Genomic DNA, 19,806 nt, shown 5'->3' on the forward strand with positions numbered 1-19,806 from the left:
TCCAGTTATGCGCACAGTCAATTTCCTTGCCGATAACGAAGTCACGCTCCTGCACACGGGCACCGACTTCTTTCCCGCGCTGATAGCCGCCATCGACGCCGCCCGCTACGAGGTATATTTCGAGACCTATATCTTTGCCGGCGACGCCACCGGACTCGCGGTGCAGGCCGCGCTGACCGGCGCCGCCCAGCGCGGCGTGCAGGTGCGCATGATTACCGACTGGTGGGGCACCGGCCGCCGCCAGGTCAACAGCATGCACGAGAAGCTGGTGGCGGCGGGCGTCGAGCACCGCGTGTTCAATCCCTGGTTCAGGCGCGGCGTCACGCGCACCCACCGCAAGATCTGCGTGGTCGACCGCGAGATCGCCTTCGTCGGCGGCATCAACATCAACGACGACATGTACTGCGACTACAACCACGCGATCAGCCTGTCGGCGCCACGCTGGGATTTCGCGGTGCAGGTGCGCGGCCCGCTGGTGGGGGCGATCCAGCTGGAGGCGCAGACGCAATGGCGCCGGCTGGGCAAGCTGGGCATCATGAAGCGGATCGGCCTGTACCGCGACATGCGCAAGGTCAACAAGCGCGCCACGCAGAACATGGTCCAGGCCGGCTTCGTGGTGCGCGACAACCTGCGCAACCGCCGGACCATACAGCGCGCCTATCTGCAGGCGCTGGGCCGGGCGCGCAAGAGCGTGCTGCTGGCCAATCCGTATTTCGCGCCGGGCGCGCGCTTCCGCCACGCGCTGGCCGCCGCCGCCGAGCGCGGCGTCGAGGTCACGCTGCTGATCGGCGTCGGCGAAATCTGGCTGCAGGATGCGGTCGCGCATTCCTTCTATCCGAAGCTGCTTGCGGCCGGCGTCAAAGTGGTGGAATATCACAAGACCCAGTTGCATGCGAAGGTTGCCGTCATCGACGACGACTGGGCCACCGTGGGCTCGAGCAATGTGGACGGCTTGAGCCTGTTTTTGAACCAGGAAGCGAATGTCGTGATCAAGGACGCCGCCTTTGCGCAAAGCCTGCGCCGGCATATCGAGGCGGCGATCGCCGACGGCGTGGAAATCCATTACGCCGATTTCGAACACGTCGGCCGCTTCCGCCGCATCGGCTACGAGATAGCCTTTTTCTGCTACAAGATGCTGATGCGCGTCTTTGCCGTGGGGAAGTACGCTTGAGCGATAGTGTCAGACTGGACAAGTGGTTGTGGGCCGCGCGCTTCTTTAAAACCCGTTCGCTGGCCACCGAGGCCGTCGACAGCGGCAAGGTCAGGCTGGGCGGCGACAAGGTCAAGCCGGCGCGCGCGGTGCGCGTCGGCGACCAGCTGGACATCGACAACGGCTCGGATCGCTGGGAGGTCGACGTGATGAACCTGTCGGACGTGCGCGCCGCCGCGCCGATCGCGCGCAATCTGTACGAAGAGACCGACCTGAGTGTCGCCCGGCGCGCCGCCGTGGCCGAGAACCGCCGCATGTTCCGCGAACCGAGCGCGGACTTCAAGGGCCGTCCCACCAAGCGCGACCGGCGCCAGCTGGGCAAGGCCGGCGATTACGACTAGTGGACGGTAACGCCTAGGCCGGCCGCGCCTGCAGGCGGGCCAGGCACAGCACGCACAGCAGCGCGAACAGGGCGCCGCTGAGCAGCGTCAGCCGATAGTCGTGGCCGGACAGGTCGAGCACGGGCCCCTGCACGCCGCTGACCAGGATATTGCCCAGCACAACCATCAAATCCTTGGTCGAATTGTATTGCACGAACTGAGCCCTGGGGAACAGCGCCATCGGCATCGATGCCGCCGCCGTGAACCAGGCGCCGGACACTACCACATGGGCCAGGTAAAACCACGGGAAGCAGGCCGGGTTGCCCAGGCTCAGGTAGCCGATCGCGGCCGCCGCGCAGTACACCCCCATGATCAGGCTGGACACGCGCAGCGCGCCGTAATGGTCGACCAGCCAGCCGATGCCGAACGCGGACGCGATGGAGACGGCATAGCCGTAGGCCGTCAGCGTGCCCAGCGTCGCCTTCGGGATGCCGGACAGGTGGGCGTAGTACTGGTAAAACGTATTGAAGGGATTGAAGGTGACGCTGGCCAGCATGAAGGCCGCCACCGCCCACAGGAAGGGGCGGTGGGCGAAGCAGGCCAGCACGTGCGCGCGCGGCACGGCCAGCGCGCGCCAGCCGCCGGCGCGCCGGCCGTCGTCCTGCGCGCCGCAGGCCGGCTCCTTGACCATCAGGCACACCAGCAGCAGCGCCAGGCCGAACACGACGCCGATGGCCAGCAGGATCTCGCTCAGGTAGTGGTCGGTCAGCGCGAACACCCAGGTGTTGAAGGCGATGCCGACGCTGAGCCCGACGATGCGGAAGGCGGCGTAAAAGCGCCCCAGCAGTCCCTGCGGCACGACGTCGTTGACCAGGCCGGTGAACAGCGACGCGGCGCTGATGCCGGCGCATTCGAAGATGGTCCAGAACAGGCTGAAGGCGGCCAGGTTGCACAGGCGGCGTCCCGGCGACAACGCGCCCAGCGCGGCGTCGGCCAGCGCGCCCAGCGCCGGCGAGCAGGCCAGGCCCAGCATGGCGGCGCAGCCCACCGGCGCCACCGCCAGCAGGAAGGGCCGGCGCCGGCCCCAGCGGCTGCGCAGGCGGTCCGAGTGGTAGCCGAGCAGGGGCACCAGCAGCACGCTCAGCAGCGCCGGCACGGTCGACATCAGCAGCGAGGTGGTGGTGTCGGAGGCGCCGTTGCGGCGCAGCAGTTCCAGCCCGCTGGGCAGCGCGGCCCGTTCGCGGATCGAGATCGCCAGGTCGCCCACCAGCAGCCAGAACAGCACCGCCAGCAGGCCGGCCGAGGCCAGGCCCCAGGCAGCGCGCTGGCCGACGGGGCGGGGGCCGGCCATGGCGCCGTCGCTGTCCATCAGTCCGGCCGGCGCAGCGGCCCGGTGGAACTGCGCAGCACCAGGTTCATCGGGAAACCGATGCGCTGGGCCTGCTTCTCGCCGCCCTGTATCTGCGCCAGCAATTCGTTGACGGCGCGCGCCGCCATGTCGGCGTTGGGCTGGCGCATCGTGGTCAGCGGCGGATGGACAAAGCTGGAGGTCGAGATGTCGTCGAAGCCGATCACCGAGATATCGTCCGGCACCTTCAAGCCCCGGCTGTGGATGGCGTCGATGGCGCCGAAGCCGGTTTCATCGTTGGCGGCGAAGATGGCGGTGGGCGGGGTGTCCAGCGACAGCAGTTTTTCGGCCGCGGCATAGCCGCCCGTCTGCGAGAAATTGCCGTCCACCGCCAGCGCCGGGTCGGCCGTCACGCCGGCCGCCCGCAGCGCGTCGTGGTAGCCCTTGAGGCGCTCGGCGCCCTGGCCGGTGCCGGCCGTGCCGCCGATGAAGGCGATGCGGCGGTGGCCCAGCGACAGCAGGTGCTCGACCGCCGTGCGGGCGCCGGCGCGGTTTTCCACCACCACCACCGGCAGGTTGACCGGACGCGCGTCGAAGCCGACAAATACGCAGGGCAGGCTCTGGCGCTCGACCACCGCCAGGTAGCCGTCGGCCGCGTTGGGCAACAGCAGCACCAGGCCGGCGCACAGCTGGCTCAGCATGGCGCAGGTTTCCGTGCGGCTGGGCAGGTCGAAGCGCTCGGCGTTGAACAGCAGGATGTCGTAGCCCTGGCGCCGCGCCTCGTCGCTGATGGCCTTGGTGATTTCATGCAGCACCAGCGAGCCATAGTTGTTGACGAACACGCCGATCAGCTTGCTTTTATCGCCGCGCATGCGGCGCGCCAGCATGTCGGGCGTGTAGTTCAGCTGCGCCGCCGCCGCCATCACGCGCGTGCGCGCCGCCTCGGACACGTAGCCGGTGCCGCGGATCGCGCGCGAGGCGGTGATGGGCGAGACCCCGGCGATTTTCGCCACTTCACTGAGTTTGCTCGATTTTGCCATGTGTGCGAATGAGTTGCTGGAGATCAGGATGTGGTCACGATACCACATCCTTAATTGCTCTTCCATCAAATTTATTTCTGATAAAAATCAAATAGATACGTGCATTTCACGGGCAGTGCTGAAAAATTAAGTTGTACGATGAGTTCAATGGGTGGTAACGTGACCACATGCGATATGCCAAAAAATCAGGCAGCAGCAGCGCGGCACGCTTTTCAGGAGACACCGGCGTGGCGTGAAAAAAACTACACAGTGAACTTTTAGATTGTTGCATACAACAACGGGGGAAATAATGCGTAAGAAACTACTCGCCACTCTGCTGCCGCTGGCTCTGGCTGCCGCCTACGGGGCGAACGCCGCCGCGCAGGAGACGCCGCCGCCGGCCGCGCCAGCGCCGGCCGACGGCGCCGCCGAGCCGACCACGGTGGTGGTCACCGGCTTCCGCTCCAGCCTGCAAAAAGCCTTGAACCTGAAACAGCAGGCCATCGGCGTGCGCGACTCCATCGTGGCCGAGGACATCGGCAAATTCCCCGAGGCGAACATCGCCGAATCGCTGCAGCGGGTGCCCGGCATCATCCTCAACCGCGACGACAGCTCGGGCGAGGGCCAGCGCATTTCGATCCGCGGCCTGCCGACCGAATACTCGGTGACCACGCTCAACGGCGCGCCGGTCAACACCACCTCGACCAGCACCATCGGCAGCGCCGCGCGCGGCTTCAACTACGACGTGTTCGCGTCGGAACTGTTTGGCCGCGTCGACTTCTACAAGTCGCCGCTGGCCGAGCTGAGCGAAGGCGGCATCGGCGGCGTGGTCGACCTGCAAACCCCGCGCCCGTTCGACAATCCCAAGCGCACCATCCGCTACGCGATTTCCGAGCAGTACAACACCATGTCCAAGCACGCCGACCCGATGGGCTTCGCGCTGTTCTCCAACACCTGGGGCAACTGGGGTTTCCTGGTGGGTGGCTCGCACTCGGCCAGCGTCAACAACCGCTCCGGCTTCGAGGCGACCGGCGGCTATAACAGCTCGGCGCGCGGCAGCCAGAGCCCGGTCAAGGGCACCTTCGCCGTGCAGCTGGATTATGACGATCCGCGCGCCAACCTGGGCGGCTACACCCGCGACCAGATCGACAACGCGCTGCTGCCGCGCATCTACCGCTTCTACGGTTCGGCCAACGACCGCACCCGCGACGGCCTGGTGTCCTCGCTGCAGTACAAGAACGGTGACGTCAACCTCAGCCTGGACGTGCTGGGATCGCAACTGAAGAACACCCGCGATGAAATGTACATGGGCATCCTGGTGCGCAACAGCAAGACCACCAACCGCGCCGCGCCTGCCGGCCAGACCGGTCACAGCGGTTTCGTGCCGCTGAACGTGCACATCGATCCGGCGTCCAATCTGTTGACCGGTACCTTCGGCAACACCTCGTACAGCAGCGGCGTGACCTACAGCGAAGACGAAACCAAGTTCGGCTACATGTCGTTGAACGGCCGCTGGGCCGCCACCAAGGAACTGGTGTTGACCGGCCAGGTCAGCGGCAACAACAGCACCGCGCTCAGCTACCAGGACACCTTGTCGGGCCAGATCTTCGGCGTCGACTCGACCATCGACTACGGGCCCGACCATGTCTATCCATCGGTCTCCTCCACCACCAGCTATACCGACGTGAACAACTACCAGGGCTTCGGCATCGGCACCACCTGGACCAAGGAAACCGACCACGGCAAGCAAGGCCGCCTGGTCGCCGACTGGGACTACCAGCTGCCCGGCGACTGGACCGGCCACCTGAAGGCCGGCACCGTGTACGTGGAAACCACCAAGGGCATCAACAAGCGCAACGGCACCACCCAGGCGACGGCCAAGCTGAATTCGCTGGGCAACACCGGCATGCGCGGCATCATGACCACCACGCTGCCGATCGACAACCTCGACATGGGCCCGGGCTGGCCGCACGCGTTCGGCACGTTCACGCGCGCCTCGACCTACTCGACCTTCGATCCGCTGGCCTTCAATCCGGCGTCGGCGTTCACGCCGGCGCAAAGCTTCACGGCGGCGGAAAAAGTCACCACCGGCTTCGTCCAGTCCGACTTCAAGGGCGAGGTGGGCGGCCACGAGCTGCGCCTGAACGCCGGCGTGCGCTACTCGCGCACCGAGACCGAGATCGACAACTTCAAGCAGCAGGGCGCCAGCCTGGTCTATGCGCCGAATCACGAAAAGGGCACCTACAGCAATGTGCTGCCGGCGCTCAGCGGCGCCTTCGACCTGACCGATGCCCTGATGTGGCGCGCGTCGTGGGGCAAGACGGTCAGCCGCGCGTCGCTGGCCATCATCGCCGCGCAGACCACGATACCGAATCCCTTCGATAACTCGGCCACCTCCGGCAATCCCGGCCTGAAGCCGCAGCAGTCGAAGAACCTGGACACCAGCCTGGAATGGTATTTCGCCCCGGGCAGCCTGCTGTCGGGCGCCGTGTTCAAGAAGGAGCTGACCGACGCCACCGTGGCCAACACCACCAACACCACCTTCGGCAAGCTGGGCCTGCCGGACACGGCGCTGGGGGCGATCTTCTACGACGCCAGCGGCCACGTCGATCCGAACCTGCCGATGACCTTGCGCAGCTACACCAATGCCGGCGAGCAGACCTTGAAGGGCTTCGAGCTGGCCTACCAGCAGGCATTCACCTTCCTGCCGGAACCGTTCAAGGGCCTGGGCGCGCTGGCCAGCTACACCCACATCAATCCGTTCAACAGCGTGCCGTGGATCAGCAACGCGGGCAAGGACATGAATGTCAATTCCGTGCCCAAGTTTGCCTACAGCACCACGGTCTACTACGAGAACGGCCCGCTGGCGCTGCGCATGTCCTACAACTACAAGGACCGCTCGCTGCATCCGGACAGCCCGCGCAACACCGGCGACGACCTGATCCGCTGGCACGCCGGCCGCGGCTACCTGGACGCCAACGCCAGCTACAAGATCAGCGAGCAGCTGGAACTGCGCATCGATGCCTTGAACCTGTCCAATACGCTGGCCTACGACTACTTCGAGGACGTCAGCGGCAAGTATGGCAGCGGCAAGAAGACGCGCATGGACTATGCCAAGTACGACGGCCGCACCATCAAGGTTGGACTGCGTGGCAAGTTCTAAGCGCCTGATGTTGTTGGCCTGCCTGGCCATCGCGTCGCAGGCGGCCGGCGCGGCCGGCCCCGCGCGCGTGGTCGACGTCGCGCCGGGCTGGGCCAACAACTCGGTCAACGCCGTGGTGTTCCGCAAGAACTCGCTGGTATCGGACGGCGACACGCAGTACATCGCCTTCTACGACAAGGATGCGATGGTGGTGCTGGGCAAGCGCAAGCTGGGCACGGCACGCTGGACGCTGCGGCGCACGCCCTATCGCGGCAACGCGGCGGACGCGCACAACAGCATCAGCATCATGGTGGACGGCGCGGGCTATCTGCACCTGGCGTGGGACGCGCACAACCAGCGCCTGCGCTATGCGCGCGGCATCCGCCCCGGCGCGCTGGAGTTGACGCCGGAAACAGCGATGCTGGGCCGGGACGAGGCCTCGGTCAGCTATCCCGAGTTCTTCCGCTGCCCGGACGGCGGCCTGCTGTTCCTCTACCGTGACGGCGGTTCCGGCCACGGCAACCTGGTGATGAACCGTTACGACGTGGCCAGCGCCAGCTGGACCCGGCTGCACAGCAACCTGATCGGCGGGGAAGGGCGGCGCAGCGCCTACTGGCAGGCGTTTGTCGACCGCGCCGGCACCATCCACCTGTCGTGGGTGTGGCGCGAATCGCCGGACGTGGCCAGCAACCACGACATGGCCTACGCGCGCTCGCGCGACGGCGGCCTGACGTGGGAACGCAGCGGCGGCGAGCGCTACACGCTGCCGATCACGGCGGACAGCGCCGAGTACGCGGCGCGCATTCCGCAGAACAGCGAGCTGATCAACCAGACCTCGATGGCGGCCGGTGCCGACGGCGAGCCGGTGATCGCCAGCTACTGGCGCGCGTCCGGCTCGGCGGTGCCGCAGTACCACCTGCTGTATCGCGACGGCGGCGCCTGGCGCCAGCTGGACCTGGATTTCCGCCGCACGCCGTTTTCGCTTGCCGGCCTGGGCACCAAGGCGATTCCGATTGCGCGGCCGCAGGTCATGGTGGATGGCCACGCGGCCCTGCTGGTGTTCCGCGATGCCGAGCGCGGCAACAAGGTCTCGGTGGCCAGCATCGCCGATCTGCGCCGGCCGCGCTGGATCGTGCGCGACCTGGGCGAGGCGCCGGTGGGCGCGTGGGAGCCGTCGTTCGACACCGAATTGTGGCGGCGCCGCGGCGAGCTGCACCTGTTCGTGCAGGACGTGCGGCAGCTGGACGGCGAGGGCACGTCCGCCGGCGTGTCGGCGCCGGTGCAAGTGTGGCAGTGGAAGCCCTAGTGTTTTTGTTGGCAGTGCACTCCAGGCCGGGACCGCTTGACGGGTCCCGGGTGTTTATGCCGAAGGCCGCCCCGCCTTCGGCCCTTTTTTCAAACGGTCCCATGAATTTCAAAAAATACGCGCAAGGATTTTTGCTGCTGCTGGCCTTTACGCTGGGCGGCTGCGCCACCCGGGCAGGGGACGGCGCGGCCATCGGCGGCAGCCGGGCGGAGGTGGTCGCCATCATCGACCAGGTCAACGGCCACTGGCAGCGCACCACGCCGGCGCAGCAGTGGTCGTTCTGGCACGTGGCGGCCTACCACACGGGAAATATGGCGGCCTACCAGGTCACGCACAACCAGGCGTACCTGCGCTATTCCGAAGCCTGGGCCGCGCACAACCAGTGGATGGGCGCGCGCTCGACGGACAGGGAGCGCTGGCAGCACACCTATGGCGAGACCGACGAGCACGTGCTGTTCGGCGACTGGCAGATCTGCTTCCAGACCTACGCCGACCTGTACAAGCTGGCGCCGGATCCGCGCAAGATCGCCCGCGCCCGCGAGGTGATGGAATACGAGATGAGCACGCCGCGCAACGATTACTGGTGGTGGTCCGACGGCCTGTACATGGTGATGCCGGTGATGACCAAGCTGTACGGCATCACCGGCGACCGCCGCTACCTGGACAAGCTGCACCAGTATTTCGAGTACGCCAACAGCATCATGTACGACCCGGCCGAGCAGCTGTACTACCGCGACGCCAAGTATGTCTATCCCGCGCACGCCAGCGTCAACGGCAAGAAGGATTTCTGGTCGCGCGGCGACGGCTGGGTGTTTGCCGCGCTGGCGCGGGTGCTGGACGAGCTGCCGGCCGACGATCCGCACCGCGCGCAATACGTGGCCCGCTTCCGGGGCATGGCGCAGGCGCTGAAACGCGCCCAGCAGCCCGAAGGCTACTGGACCCGCAGCCTGCTCGATCCGCTGCACGCGCCGGGGCCGGAGACCAGCGGCACCGCCTTCTTCACCTACGGCTACCTGTGGGGCATCAATCACGGTGTGCTGGCGCGCGACGAATTCCTGCCGGTGGTGCGCAAGAGCTGGCATTACCTGAGCAAGGTGGCCTTGCAGCCGGACGGCCGCGTCGGCTATGTCCAGCCCATCGGCGACCGCGCGATCCCGGGCCAGGTGGTGGACCAGGATTCCACCGCCGATTTCGGCGTCGGCGCTTTCCTGCTGGCGTCGGCGGAACTGGTACGCTTGCTCGATCAAAAATAAATCAACATCGGAGACACTATGGAACGTCGCAACTTCATGCAGGCGGTGCTTGCCGGATCCGCCGCCACCGGCCTGATGGCCTCCGCCGGCGCCAGCGCCGCCGACAGCGCGCCGCTGGCCGCCGGCGGCGAGCGCGCCTACATGACCGGCCTGCTGCAAAAGATGGCCGAGCCGGTGCTGTCGAACATGGCCCAAGGCAAGCTGAAGAAGAATTTCCCGGTCGAACTCAGCCCGACCTGGGACGGCCGCGACCAAGGCGTGACCTACCTCGAATGCTTCGGCCGCCTGATCGCCGGCGCCGCGCCGTGGCTGGCGCTGCCGGAAGACGGCACGGCCGAGGGCAAGACCCGCAAGCGCCTTCAGCAGCTGGCGCTGCAAAGCTATGCCAACAGCGTCGATCCAAAGAACCCGGACTATCTGCTGTGGAAGGGGCCGGAGCAGGCGCTGGTCGACTCGGCGTATTTCACCAATGCCCTGATGCGGGCACCCAAGGCGCTGTGGGAGCCGCTGGACAGCGCCACCAAACAGCGCATCATTACCGAGATCAAGAGCTTGCGCCGGGTCGATCCGCCTTACACCAACTGGATCTTGTTCGCCGCGATGAACGAGGCCTGGCTGATGTCGATCGGCGAGCAGTACGACCAGATGCGCATCAGCCTGGCGGTCCGCAAGATCAACGAGTGGTATGCCGGCGACGGCTGGATCAAGGACGGCGACGCCTTCCACTTCGATTACTACAACTCGTACGTGATCTATCCGATGCTGGTGGAGATCCTGGAAGTGCTGGCGCGGGCCAGGACGCCTTTCTGGGGCGGCAATTCGGAAGAACTGCTGGCGCAGGCGCTCAAGCGCACCCAGCGCTACAGCGAGCACCTGGAGCGCTTCATCTCGCCGACCGGCACCTATCCGCCGATCGGCCGCTCGCTGACCTACCGCACCGCCGTGTTCCAGCCGCTGGGCCTGCTGGCCTGGCGCAAGCAGCTGCCGGCCAGCCTGCCGGCCGGGCAGGTGAGGGCGGCGCTGCACGCTGCGCACCAGGCCGTGTGGTCGGCGCCCAGCAACTTCACGCGCGACGGCTTCCTCACCATCGGCTTCGTCGGCCACCATCCCGAGCTGGGCGACTGGTATTCCAACAACGGCAGCATGTACATCGCGTCCGAAGGCTTCCTGTCGCTGGGCTTGCCGGAAAACGATCCCTACTGGACCGCGCCGGCGCAGGACTGGACCCAGAAGCTGGCCTACTCGGGCCGCCAGTTCCCCAAGGACTATCCGGTGAAATACTGACATGCGCACACGCTACGCACTGCTGCTGGCCTTGGCCGGCGCTTCCGCCGGCGCGGCGGAACGGCTGGTGGTCACGGCCAGCCACGAGCTCGACGCGGCGCGGCCGGCCGAAACCATTGCGGTGCCGTGGAAGGACGTCAATCAGGCCCTGCCGGGCGCATTGCTGCAACACCTGACGGTCCGCGACGCGGCCGGCCGCAGCCTGCCCTACCAGGTGACCAATGTGGCGCCGGAGGCCAAGGACCCGCAGGGCAAGGGCATCGCGTACGGCGAGCTGATCTTCCAGCACGACTTTGCCGCCGGCGAGCACAGCGCCAGCTTCACGGTGGAGAAAAGCGAGGCGGTGGCGCCGCCGTTCCCGGTGCAGGCCTTTGCCCGCTACGTGCCGGAACGGCTGGACGATTTCGCTTGGGAAAACGACCGCATCGCCCACCGCACCTACGGCCAGGCGCTGGCCGCGCCGGATGCCCAGGGCAGCGGCAAGGAGGTGCTGGTGACCAGCGGGCTCGACATCTGGTTCAAGCGGGTACGCTATCCCGTCGTCGACCGCTGGTACAACAAGGGCCACGACCATTATCACAAGGACGAGGGCGAGGGCCTGGACATGTACGGCGTCGGCACCACGCGCGGCGCCGGCGGCACCGGCATCTGGGATGGGAAGCTGCTGTACACCAGCCGCAACTACGCCAGCTGGAAGGTCATCGCCAACGGGCCGATCCGCGCCATCTTCGAGCTCCGCTACGACGCCTGGGACGCGGCCGGCACCAGCGTGTCGGAAGTGAAGCGCTTCACGGTTGACGCCGGGCATGATTTCGACCAGATCGACAGCACTTTCAGCTTCAGCGGGCCGGCGCAGCTGACCGCCGCCATCGGCCTCAACAAAACGCCCGCCTACGCGCCCCAGCAGCCGACGGTGGCCGCCACGCCGCTGCCGGCGGCGCGCGCGCTGACCCAGTGGGTGACCCAGCGCAGCGCCGGCGATTTCGGCGTGGCCATCGTGCTGCCGGCCGGCGAGCCGGCCTATGCCGCCGACGCCGCCAACGAGCTGATCCTGGCGCCGGTGCGTCCGGGCCAGCCGCTGCGCTACTACGTGGGCGCCATCGCCAGCTGGTCCGGCGAGGTGCCCGACGCCGCCGCCTGGCAGCGCCGGGTCGCCGCCTACGCCGCCCGCCTGCGGGCACCGTTGTCCATCCGCCTGCGCCCCCTGCCGTAACATCCCTCCCTCCGTCACCCCGCTGTTGCCGCCCGTTGTCCCCCGGCGGCAACAGCCATGTTGCGTCAAGATAATAGAACGCCACCTCTAACGGTACTGTTTGACATTTACCCCTCGGTGGATAATAGTACGAGCGTTCGCAATTCTTTTCACACGGAGTAAATTTAACTGGAGCAAAATGCTCTTTTCTCCATGATTAAATTTTACTTTGGGATGAAATCTTATTAATACCTCAACTAAATTTATGCGCAAAGGTGAACTGACACGCGCCGCAATCCTCGACGTGGCGCTGGATCTGGCCAGCCGGGACGGTCTGGAAGGCCTGACCATCGGATTGCTCGCGGATAAGATGAACATGAGCAAGTCCGGCGTGTTTGCGCACTTCGGATCGCGCGAGGATTTGCAGTTGGAAGTACTCAAGCTGTACCACCACCGCTTCGAGCAGGAAGTCTTCTTCCCCAGCGTCAAAGAGCCGCGCGGCATCCAGCGTCTCAAATCGATGTTCGCGCGCTGGGTCAAGCGGGTCAGCGTGGAAGTGGCCTCCGGCTGCATCTACATCAGCGGCGCCGTCGAGTATGACGACCGCCCGGGCCCGATCCGCGAAGAGCTGATGGCGATGGTCGGCGCCTGGCAGGGCGCGTTGCTGCGCTGCGTGAAGCAGGCCGTCGAATGCGGCGACCTGAAGGCGGACACCGACCCGCAGCAGCTGGTGTACGAGATGTACGGCCTGATCCTGGCACTGCACCACGATGCGCGCTTCCTGCGCATCCCGGGCAGCCTGGAGCGGGCGGGCAAAGGCTTCGAGCGCTTGATTGAAACGTATCGCAATCCGCAATCGCCGGCAGCGGTGGTTGCGCAGCACTAATTAAGTCAAACCAAACTAAACCAATAGTTGTAGTCATCAGGAGAAAATCATGGGTCAATACGTCGCGCCAATCCGGGATATGCAATTCGTTCTGCACGAATTCCTGAACGTGGGCGAAGAGCTGAAGGCATTGCCGGACTACGCCGAAGTCGATGCCGACATCATCAACCAGGTGCTGGAAGAGGGCGGCAAGTTCACCGCCGAAGTGCTGTTCCCGCTGAACCACTCGGGCGACCGCGAAGGCTGCAAGCACGACGCCGCGACCCATACCGTGACCACTCCGAAAGGCTTCAAGGAAGCGTACAAGCAGTACGTCGACGGCGGCTGGGCCGCGCTGGCCTGCGATCCGCAATACGGCGGCCAGGGCCTGCCGGTCGTGCTGAACAACTCGTTCTATGAAATGCTGAACTCGGCCAACCAGGCCTGGACCATGTACCCCGGCCTGTCGCACGGCGCCTACGAGTGCCTGAAGGAACACGGCACCGACCACCAGAAGGAAGTCTACCTGCCGAAGCTGGTGTCCGGCGAATGGACCGGCACCATGTGCCTGACCGAGCCGCACTGCGGCACCGACCTGGGCATGCTGCGCTCGAAAGCGCTGCCGCAGGCCGACGGCTCCTGGCTGATCACCGGCAACAAGATCTTCATCTCGGCCGGCGAACACGACATGTCGGAAAACATCCTGCACCTGGTGCTGGCCCGCGTGCCGGACGCGCCGGAAGGCTCGAAAGGCATCTCGCTGTTCCTGGTGCCTAAGTACCTGCCGAAGGAAGACGGCTCGGTCGGCGAACGCAACCCGATCACCTGCGGCGCCATCGAAGAGAAGATGGGCATCCACGGCAACTCGACCTGCCAGATGAACCTGGACGGCGCCAAGGGCTGGATCATCGGCCAGCCGAACAAGGGCCTGAACGCCATGTTCGTGTTCATGAACGCGGCCCGCCTGGGCGTGGGCATGCAGTCGCTGGGCCTGACCGAGATCGCCTACCAGAACGCGCTGATCTACGCCAAGGACCGCATCCAGATGCGTTCGCTGTCGGGCGTGAAGGCACCGGACAAGCCAGCCGATCCGATCATCGTGCACCCGGACGTGCGCCGCATGCTGTTGACCGGCAAGGCCTACGCCGAAGGCGCGCGCGCCTTCACCTCGTATGTCGCGCTGCAGATCGACCGTGAACTGCACCACCCTGACGAAGACGTGCGCAAGGAAGCGGCCGACGAAGTCGCGCTGCTGACCCCTATCGTCAAGGCCTTCATCACCGACAACGCCTGGATCGCCACCTCGGAAGCGATGCAAGTGTTCGGCGGCCACGGCTACATCTCCGAATGGGGCATGGAGCAGTACGTGCGCGACGCCCGCATCAACCTGATCTACGAAGGCACCAACACCATCCAGTCGCTGGACTTGTTGGGCCGCAAAATCCTCGGCGACAACGGCGCTAAACTGCGCAAGTTCGGCGAGAAGATCAAGGCTTTCGTGGAAGACAACGGCACCGACGAAGCGATGAGCGAATTCGTCACCCCGCTGGGCGACCTGGGCGACAAGGTCACCAAGCTGACCATGGAAATCGGCATGAAAGCCTTCCAGAATCCGGACGAAGTGGGCGCGGCATGCGTACCTTACCTGCGCGTGGTCGGCCACATGGTGTACAGCTACTTCTTCGCACAGATGGCGAAAATCGCCCTGGCCAAGGAAGACAGCGGCGACAATTTCTACAAAGCCAAACTGGCCACGGCGCGCTTCTACTTCGCCCGCCTGCAGCCGGAAACTGCAACCCTGATTCGCCAGGCACGTTCGGGCTCCGCCAATCTGATGGCACTCGACGCCGACCTGTTCTAAGAACCTAGAGGAAACGACATGACCAATTTCATCGTTAAAAAAGTAGCCGTGCTGGGCGCCGGCGTGATGGGCGCGCAAATCGCCGCCCACTGCGTCAACGCCAAAGTGCCGGTCGTCCTGTTCGATTTGCCAGCAAAGGAAGGCCCTAAGAACGGCATCGTCCTGCGCGCCATCGAGAACCTGAAAAAACTGTCGCCTGCACCGCTGGGCAACAAGGACCACGCCGCGCTGATCGAAGTGGCCAACTACGAGGACGACCTGGCCAAGCTGGCCGAGTGCGACCTGATCATCGAAGCCATCGCCGAGCGCATGGACTGGAAGCACGACCTGTACAAGAAGGTCGCTCCCCACATCGGCGCCAACGCGATCTTCGCCTCGAACACCTCGGGCCTGTCGATCACCAAGCTGTCCGAAGGCTTCGACGCCGACCTGAAATCGCGCTACTGCGGCGTGCACTTCTTCAACCCGCCGCGCTATATGCACCTGGTCGAGATCATCCCGACCGAGTTCACCAAGCCGGAAATTTCCGACCAGCTGGAAGGCTTCCTGACCACGACGCTGGGCAAGGGCGTGGTCCGCGCAAAAGATACGCCTAACTTCATCGCCAACCGCGTCGGCGTGTTCGGCATCCTGGCGATCGTGCACGAAGCCGAGAAGTTCGGCCTGTCCGTCGACGTGGTCGACGACCTGACCGGCGCCAAGCTGGGCCGCGCCAAGTCGGGCACCTTCCGCACCGCGGACGTGGTCGGCCTGGACACCATGGGCCATGTGATCAAGACCATGCAGGACTACCTGCCGAACGATCCGTTCGCCGCCGTCTACAAGACCCCAGCCGTGCTGGCGGGCCTGGTGGAAAAAGGCGCGCTGGGCCAGAAGAGCGGCGCCGGCTTCTACAAAAAAGTTGGCAAGGAAATCCAGCGCCTGGACTTCGCCACCGGTGAATACGTCGCCGGCGGCGGCAAGGCCGCCGACATCATCGCCCGCATCCTGAAGGAAAAGGATCCTGTCAAGAAGATGAAGGCGCTGCGCGAATCGACCAACCCGCAAGGCCAGTTCCTGTGGGCGATCTTCCGCGACGCTTTCCACTACATCGCGATCCACCTGGACACCGTGGCCGACAACGCGCGCGACATCGACTTCGCCATGCGCTGGGGCTTCGGCTGGAACGTCGGCCCGTTCGAAACGTGGCAGGCCGCAGGCTGGTCGCAAGTGGCCCAGTGGGTCAAGGAAGACATCGACGCCGGCCAGGCGCTGTGCAGCGCACCGCTGCCGGCCTGGGTGTTCGAAGGTCCGGTCGCTGAGAAAGGCGGCGTGCACACCGCCGAAGGTTCGTGGTCGGCAGTCTCGAAATCGTTCGTGCCGCGCTCGACCCTGTCGGTCTACGACCGCCAGCAGTTCCGCGCACCGGTCTTGGGTTCGGGCGCCATCGACGGCCGCACCGCCGGCACCACCGTGCACGAAGACGACGACGTCCGCCTGTGGCACTCGGGCGACGACGTCCTGGTGATCTCGCTGAAAACCAAGATGCACGTCATCAGCCCTGGCGTGATCGCCGGCTTCCGCAAAGCACTGGCCGAAGCCGAGAAAAACTTCAAGGGTCTGGTGATCTGGAGCGCGGACGCGGCCGACGGCGGCGCGTTCTCGGCCGGCGCCGACCTGCAATCGGCACTGCCTGCGTTCATGCAGGGTGGCGCCAAGGCGGTCGACCCGATCATCCGCGAACTGCAAGACACCTTCATGGCGATGAAATACTCGAACGTGCCGGTGGTGGCTGCTGTTGCCGGCCTGGCGCTGGGCGGCGGCTGCGAAATGGCGCTGCACGCGTCGAAGCGCGTGGCATCGATCGAATCGTACATCGGCCTGGTGGAAGTGGGCGTGGGCCTGATCCCTGCTGGCGGCGGCCTGAAGGAAGCGGCAGTGCGCGCGTTCAAGGAAGCCAAGGGCAACGACATCCTGCAATTCCTGAAAACCGGCTTCACCAACGCCGCCACCGCCAACGTGTCGAAGTCGGCACTGGAAGCGCAGGCGATGGGTTACCTGAAGGAAGACGACGTCATCGTGTTCAACCCGTACGAGCTGCTGCACGTGGCCAAGGTCGAAGCGCGCGCGATGTTCGACAAGGGCTATCGTCCGCCGCTGAAGACCCCTGTGCAGGTGACCGGCCGCTACGGCTACGGCACCATCAAGGCGCAGCTGGTCAACATGCGCGACGGCGGCTTCATCTCCGCGCACGACTTCAAGCTGGGCGAGATGATCGCCGAGATCGTGTCGGGCGGCGATATCGACCAGGGTTTGTTCGTGAACGAGCAGTGGTTCCTGGACATGGAGCGTAAAGCCTTCCTGGAACTGCTGAACCATCCGAAGACCCAGGAACGCATCATGGGCATGATGCAGACCGGTAAGCCAGTCCGCAACTAATCGGCATGTCGATCCTGAAACTGGTTTTTAAAGTTCTACTGCGCGTGAGGCCAAGCATGGTGTATGACCGTATCAAGCAACAGATGATGGACACCTTGCCCTTCGTGCGTTTGCTGGGGATCAGGATCGACGAGATCGGCAGCGGCACTTCAAAAGTGTCGATGCCGGAAGACCCGAAGCTCAATAACCACCTGGGCACGCAGCACGCCGGGGCCTTGTTCACGCTGGCCGAAACGGCCTCCGGCGCGGCCATGGCGGGCGGCTTTGCGGATCTGATCCTGGGCTTGCGCCCAGTCGCCAAGGAATCGCGCATCCAGTACCAGAAAGTAGCCAAGGGCGCCACGCGCGCCGAAGGCCGCGTCCCTGGCGATCTGGCCGCGCTGAAAGCCGAGCTGAAAGAGCAAGGCAAGGTGGCGTTCCCGGTGGAAGTCGACATTTTCGACGCCGCCGGCACGCTGGCCGCACAGGTTCAAGTGGATTGGTATTTATCCGAGAAGCGCACGTAAGCCCTCGATCAAAACTATTGAAAGCACAAAATGAGCAAACAAATTCAAGACGCATACATCGTCTCCGCCACCCGCACCCCGATCGGCAAGGCGCCGCGCGGCATGTTCAACAAGACCCGCCCGGACGACCTGCTGGTGCGCGTGCTGCAATCGGCACTGGCGCAGGCGCCTGGCCTGGACCCGGCGCTGATCACCGACGCCATCATCGGCTGCTCGTTCCCGGAAGCGGAACAGGGCTTCAACATCGCCCGTCAATCGGTGCTGCTGGCCGGCCTGCCTAAGACCATCGGCGGCGTGACCATCAACCGCTACTGCGCATCGGGCATCACCGCGCTGGCCATGGCGGCCGACCGCATCCGCGTCGGCGAAGCCGATGCGATGATCGCCGGCGGCGTCGAATCGATGTCGATGGTGCCGATGATGGGCCACCACCCATCGATGAACCTGAACATGTTCACCGACGACAACGTCGGCATGGCATACGGCATGGGCCTGACCGCTGAAAAAGTGGCGACCCAATGGAAAGTGTCGCGCGAAGCGCAGGACGCGTTCGCCGTCGAATCGCACCGCCGCGCCATCGCCGCGCAGCAGGCCGGTTTCTTCAAGGACGAGACCACCCCGGTCGAGATCATCACGCGCACGCCTGACCTGGCGACCGGCGAAATCAAGATCAAGACCCGCACCGTCGACACCGACGAAGGCGCGCGCGCCGACTCGACCGTGGAGTCGCTGTCCAAGCTGAAGCCTGTGTTCGCCGCCAAGGGTTCCGTGACCGCCGCCAACAGCTCGCAGATGTCCGACGGCGCCGGCGCGCTGCTGGTCGTGTCCGAGAAGTTCCTGCGCGAGCACAACCTGACCCCGCTGGCCAAGTTCTCGTCGTTCGCCGTCAAGGGCGTGCCGCCGGAAATCATGGGCATCGGTCCTAAATTCGCGATCCCGGATGCGTGCAAGGCCGCCGGCATCACCCAGGATCAGTTGGACTGGATCGAGCTGAACGAAGCGTTCGCCGCACAGGCGCTGGCCGTCATCGGCGACCTGGGCCTGGATCCAGCCAAGGTCAATCCAATGGGCGGCGCGATCGCCCTGGGCCACCCGCTGGGCGCGACCGGCGCGATCCGCGCCGCGACCGTGGTGCACGCACTGCGCCGCAACAACCTGAAGTACGGCATGGTCACCATGTGCGTAGGCGCAGGCATGGGCGCCGCGGGCATCATTGAACGTGTGTAAAGACTGAACACGGAATCATCAAGAAGGGCGCTGCGGTTCAACCACGGCGCCCTTTAATCATTTGGAGATCACATGGATATTTTGAGCAGCAAGACCAACGGCGTGCTGACGCTGGAATTCAACCGCCCGGAACGCAAGAACGCGATCACCTCGGCGATGTACCAGAGCATGGCCGACGCCATCAATGAAGCGGAACAGGATGCCGCCGTGCGCGCGATCCTGATCGTCGGCAAGCCGGAGATTTTCACCGCCGGCAACGACCTGGAAGACTTCATGAAGACCTCGCGTCCGGCCGACGGCTCGGGCATCGAAGAGCGTTCGGTCTACAAGTTCATGATGGCGCTGAGCGGCTCGACCAAGCCGGTGGTGGCGGCCGTGGCCGGCGCGGCGGTCGGCATCGGCACCACGCTGCTGATGCATTGCGACCTGGTCTACGCGGCCGACAACGCCAAGTTCTCGATGCCGTTCGTGCAACTGGGTCTGTGCCCTGAATTCGCATCGAGCGTTTTGCTGACGCAAATCGCCGGCTACCCGCGCGCCGCCGAGAAGCTGATGCTGGGTGAAGCCTTCCTGGCGCAGGAAGCGCTGGAGATGGGCCTGGTATCGAAGATCGTGCCGGCCGCCGAGCTGCGCGCGTTTGCCGAGGGCCAGGCCGCCAAGCTGGTGGCCCTGCCGGCCAGCTCGATCCGCGCCACCAAGCAACTGATGAAGGCCGCCCGCAAGGGACCGGTCACCGAAGCCATCGCCGCCGAAAACAAATTCTTCGGCGCCATGCTGGCCGCACCGGAAGCCAAGGAAGCCTTCACCGCCTTCTTCGAAAAGCGCAAGCCGGACTTCACCAAGTTCGCCTAGGAA

Annotated in this window: 15 protein-coding genes; 13 read left to right on the plus strand and 2 right to left on the minus strand. The window is 65.2% G+C overall.

The features are described 5' to 3' along the window. Window positions 1-7 precede the first annotated feature (7 nt). Both clsB and ABWW33_RS29595 read left to right on the plus strand, forming a co-directional pair. Entirely contained in the window at window positions 8-1,171 is a 1,164-nt protein-coding gene (clsB, locus tag ABWW33_RS29590; RefSeq protein ID WP_353405016.1) for a cardiolipin synthase ClsB, read from the plus strand. Further along, complete coding sequence (locus ABWW33_RS29595; RefSeq protein WP_176655334.1) at window positions 1,168-1,551, plus strand: Hsp15 family ribosome-associated heat shock protein; 384 nt, start codon at window positions 1,168-1,170, stop codon at window positions 1,549-1,551. The genes clsB and ABWW33_RS29595 overlap by 4 nt, the downstream gene beginning before the upstream one ends. Window positions 1,552-1,564: 13 nt before the next feature. Here ABWW33_RS29595 and ABWW33_RS29600 read toward each other — a convergent pair whose 3' ends face one another. Together ABWW33_RS29600 and ABWW33_RS29605 are read right to left on the minus strand one after the other, a co-directional pair. Further along, on the minus strand, window positions 1,565-2,899 hold the full coding sequence (locus tag ABWW33_RS29600) for an MFS transporter (protein WP_353405018.1): 1,335 nt from the start codon (window positions 2,897-2,899) through the stop codon (window positions 1,565-1,567). After that, window positions 2,899-3,918 carry a LacI family DNA-binding transcriptional regulator gene (locus tag ABWW33_RS29605; RefSeq protein ID WP_353405019.1) on the minus strand — a complete coding sequence of 340 codons (1,020 nt, stop codon included), beginning with the start codon at window positions 3,916-3,918 and terminating at the stop codon, window positions 2,899-2,901. The genes ABWW33_RS29600 and ABWW33_RS29605 overlap by 1 nt, the downstream gene beginning before the upstream one ends. A 289-nt stretch (window positions 3,919-4,207) precedes the next feature. Between ABWW33_RS29605 and ABWW33_RS29610 the strand changes: the two genes are divergently transcribed. From ABWW33_RS29610 to ABWW33_RS29660, 11 genes are all read left to right on the plus strand, one after another. Further along, window positions 4,208-7,060, plus strand: coding sequence for a TonB-dependent receptor (locus tag ABWW33_RS29610; protein WP_353405021.1), 2,853 nt, complete (start codon window positions 4,208-4,210; stop codon window positions 7,058-7,060). Beyond that, window positions 7,047-8,345, plus strand: a complete 1,299-nt coding sequence (locus tag ABWW33_RS29615) for a BNR repeat-containing protein (protein WP_353405022.1) — start codon at window positions 7,047-7,049, stop codon at window positions 8,343-8,345. The genes ABWW33_RS29610 and ABWW33_RS29615 overlap by 14 nt, the downstream gene beginning before the upstream one ends. A gap of 101 nt (window positions 8,346-8,446) precedes the next feature. Beyond that, the gene (locus ABWW33_RS29620; RefSeq protein WP_353405023.1) at window positions 8,447-9,598 is read left to right on the plus strand and encodes a glycoside hydrolase family 88/105 protein; all 1,152 of its coding nucleotides are present in this window, start codon (window positions 8,447-8,449) and stop codon (window positions 9,596-9,598) included. A gap of 18 nt (window positions 9,599-9,616) precedes the next feature. Continuing rightward, entirely contained in the window at window positions 9,617-10,882 is a 1,266-nt protein-coding gene (locus ABWW33_RS29625) for a DUF2264 domain-containing protein (RefSeq protein WP_353405024.1), read from the plus strand. Window position 10,883: 1 nt separating this feature from the next. Continuing rightward, a complete protein-coding gene (locus ABWW33_RS29630) occupies window positions 10,884-12,095 on the plus strand; it encodes a DUF4861 family protein (protein WP_353405025.1) in 1,212 nt (403 codons plus the stop codon). Window positions 12,096-12,339: 244 nt separating this feature from the next. Next, window positions 12,340-12,960 (plus strand): TetR/AcrR family transcriptional regulator, encoded by a 621-nt coding sequence (locus ABWW33_RS29635; RefSeq protein ID WP_176655342.1) that lies wholly within the window; start codon window positions 12,340-12,342, stop codon window positions 12,958-12,960. Window positions 12,961-13,009: 49 nt separating this feature from the next. Next, complete coding sequence (locus ABWW33_RS29640; RefSeq protein WP_353405026.1) at window positions 13,010-14,800, plus strand: acyl-CoA dehydrogenase C-terminal domain-containing protein; 1,791 nt, start codon at window positions 13,010-13,012, stop codon at window positions 14,798-14,800. A gap of 18 nt (window positions 14,801-14,818) precedes the next feature. Continuing rightward, entirely contained in the window at window positions 14,819-17,218 is a 2,400-nt protein-coding gene (locus tag ABWW33_RS29645) for a 3-hydroxyacyl-CoA dehydrogenase/enoyl-CoA hydratase family protein (RefSeq protein WP_353405028.1), read from the plus strand. 56 nt (window positions 17,219-17,274) lie between these two features. Further along, window positions 17,275-17,724, plus strand: a complete 450-nt coding sequence (locus tag ABWW33_RS29650; RefSeq protein ID WP_176655345.1) for a YiiD C-terminal domain-containing protein — start codon at window positions 17,275-17,277, stop codon at window positions 17,722-17,724. A 30-nt stretch (window positions 17,725-17,754) separates the two neighbouring features. Next, window positions 17,755-18,951 carry an acetyl-CoA C-acyltransferase gene (locus ABWW33_RS29655; protein WP_176655346.1) on the plus strand — a complete coding sequence of 399 codons (1,197 nt, stop codon included), beginning with the start codon at window positions 17,755-17,757 and terminating at the stop codon, window positions 18,949-18,951. A gap of 72 nt (window positions 18,952-19,023) precedes the next feature. Further along, entirely contained in the window at window positions 19,024-19,803 is a 780-nt protein-coding gene (locus tag ABWW33_RS29660; protein WP_353405029.1) for an enoyl-CoA hydratase, read from the plus strand. Window positions 19,804-19,806 lie beyond the last annotated feature (3 nt).

It is taken from the genome of Duganella hordei (genome assembly GCF_040369125.1).
In the GTDB taxonomy this organism is placed as follows: domain Bacteria; phylum Pseudomonadota; class Gammaproteobacteria; order Burkholderiales; family Burkholderiaceae_D; genus Rugamonas; species Rugamonas hordei.

Coding starts and splice junctions, on each gene's coding strand:
- clsB (WP_353405016.1), top strand. CDS start 8: ATGCGCACAGTCAATTTCCTTGCCGATAACGAAGTCACGCTCCTGCAC.
- ABWW33_RS29600 (WP_353405018.1), bottom strand. CDS start 2,899: ATGGACAGCGACGGCGCCATGGCCGGCCCCCGCCCCGTCGGCCAGCGC.
- ABWW33_RS29605 (WP_353405019.1), bottom strand. CDS start 3,918: ATGGCAAAATCGAGCAAACTCAGTGAAGTGGCGAAAATCGCCGGGGTC.
- ABWW33_RS29610 (WP_353405021.1), top strand. CDS start 4,208: ATGCGTAAGAAACTACTCGCCACTCTGCTGCCGCTGGCTCTGGCTGCC.
- ABWW33_RS29620 (WP_353405023.1), top strand. CDS start 8,447: ATGAATTTCAAAAAATACGCGCAAGGATTTTTGCTGCTGCTGGCCTTT.
- ABWW33_RS29625 (WP_353405024.1), top strand. CDS start 9,617: ATGGAACGTCGCAACTTCATGCAGGCGGTGCTTGCCGGATCCGCCGCC.
- ABWW33_RS29630 (WP_353405025.1), top strand. CDS start 10,884: ATGCGCACACGCTACGCACTGCTGCTGGCCTTGGCCGGCGCTTCCGCC.
- ABWW33_RS29635 (WP_176655342.1), top strand. CDS start 12,340: ATGCGCAAAGGTGAACTGACACGCGCCGCAATCCTCGACGTGGCGCTG.
- ABWW33_RS29640 (WP_353405026.1), top strand. CDS start 13,010: ATGGGTCAATACGTCGCGCCAATCCGGGATATGCAATTCGTTCTGCAC.
- ABWW33_RS29645 (WP_353405028.1), top strand. CDS start 14,819: ATGACCAATTTCATCGTTAAAAAAGTAGCCGTGCTGGGCGCCGGCGTG.
- ABWW33_RS29650 (WP_176655345.1), top strand. CDS start 17,275: ATGGTGTATGACCGTATCAAGCAACAGATGATGGACACCTTGCCCTTC.
- ABWW33_RS29655 (WP_176655346.1), top strand. CDS start 17,755: ATGAGCAAACAAATTCAAGACGCATACATCGTCTCCGCCACCCGCACC.
- ABWW33_RS29660 (WP_353405029.1), top strand. CDS start 19,024: ATGGATATTTTGAGCAGCAAGACCAACGGCGTGCTGACGCTGGAATTC.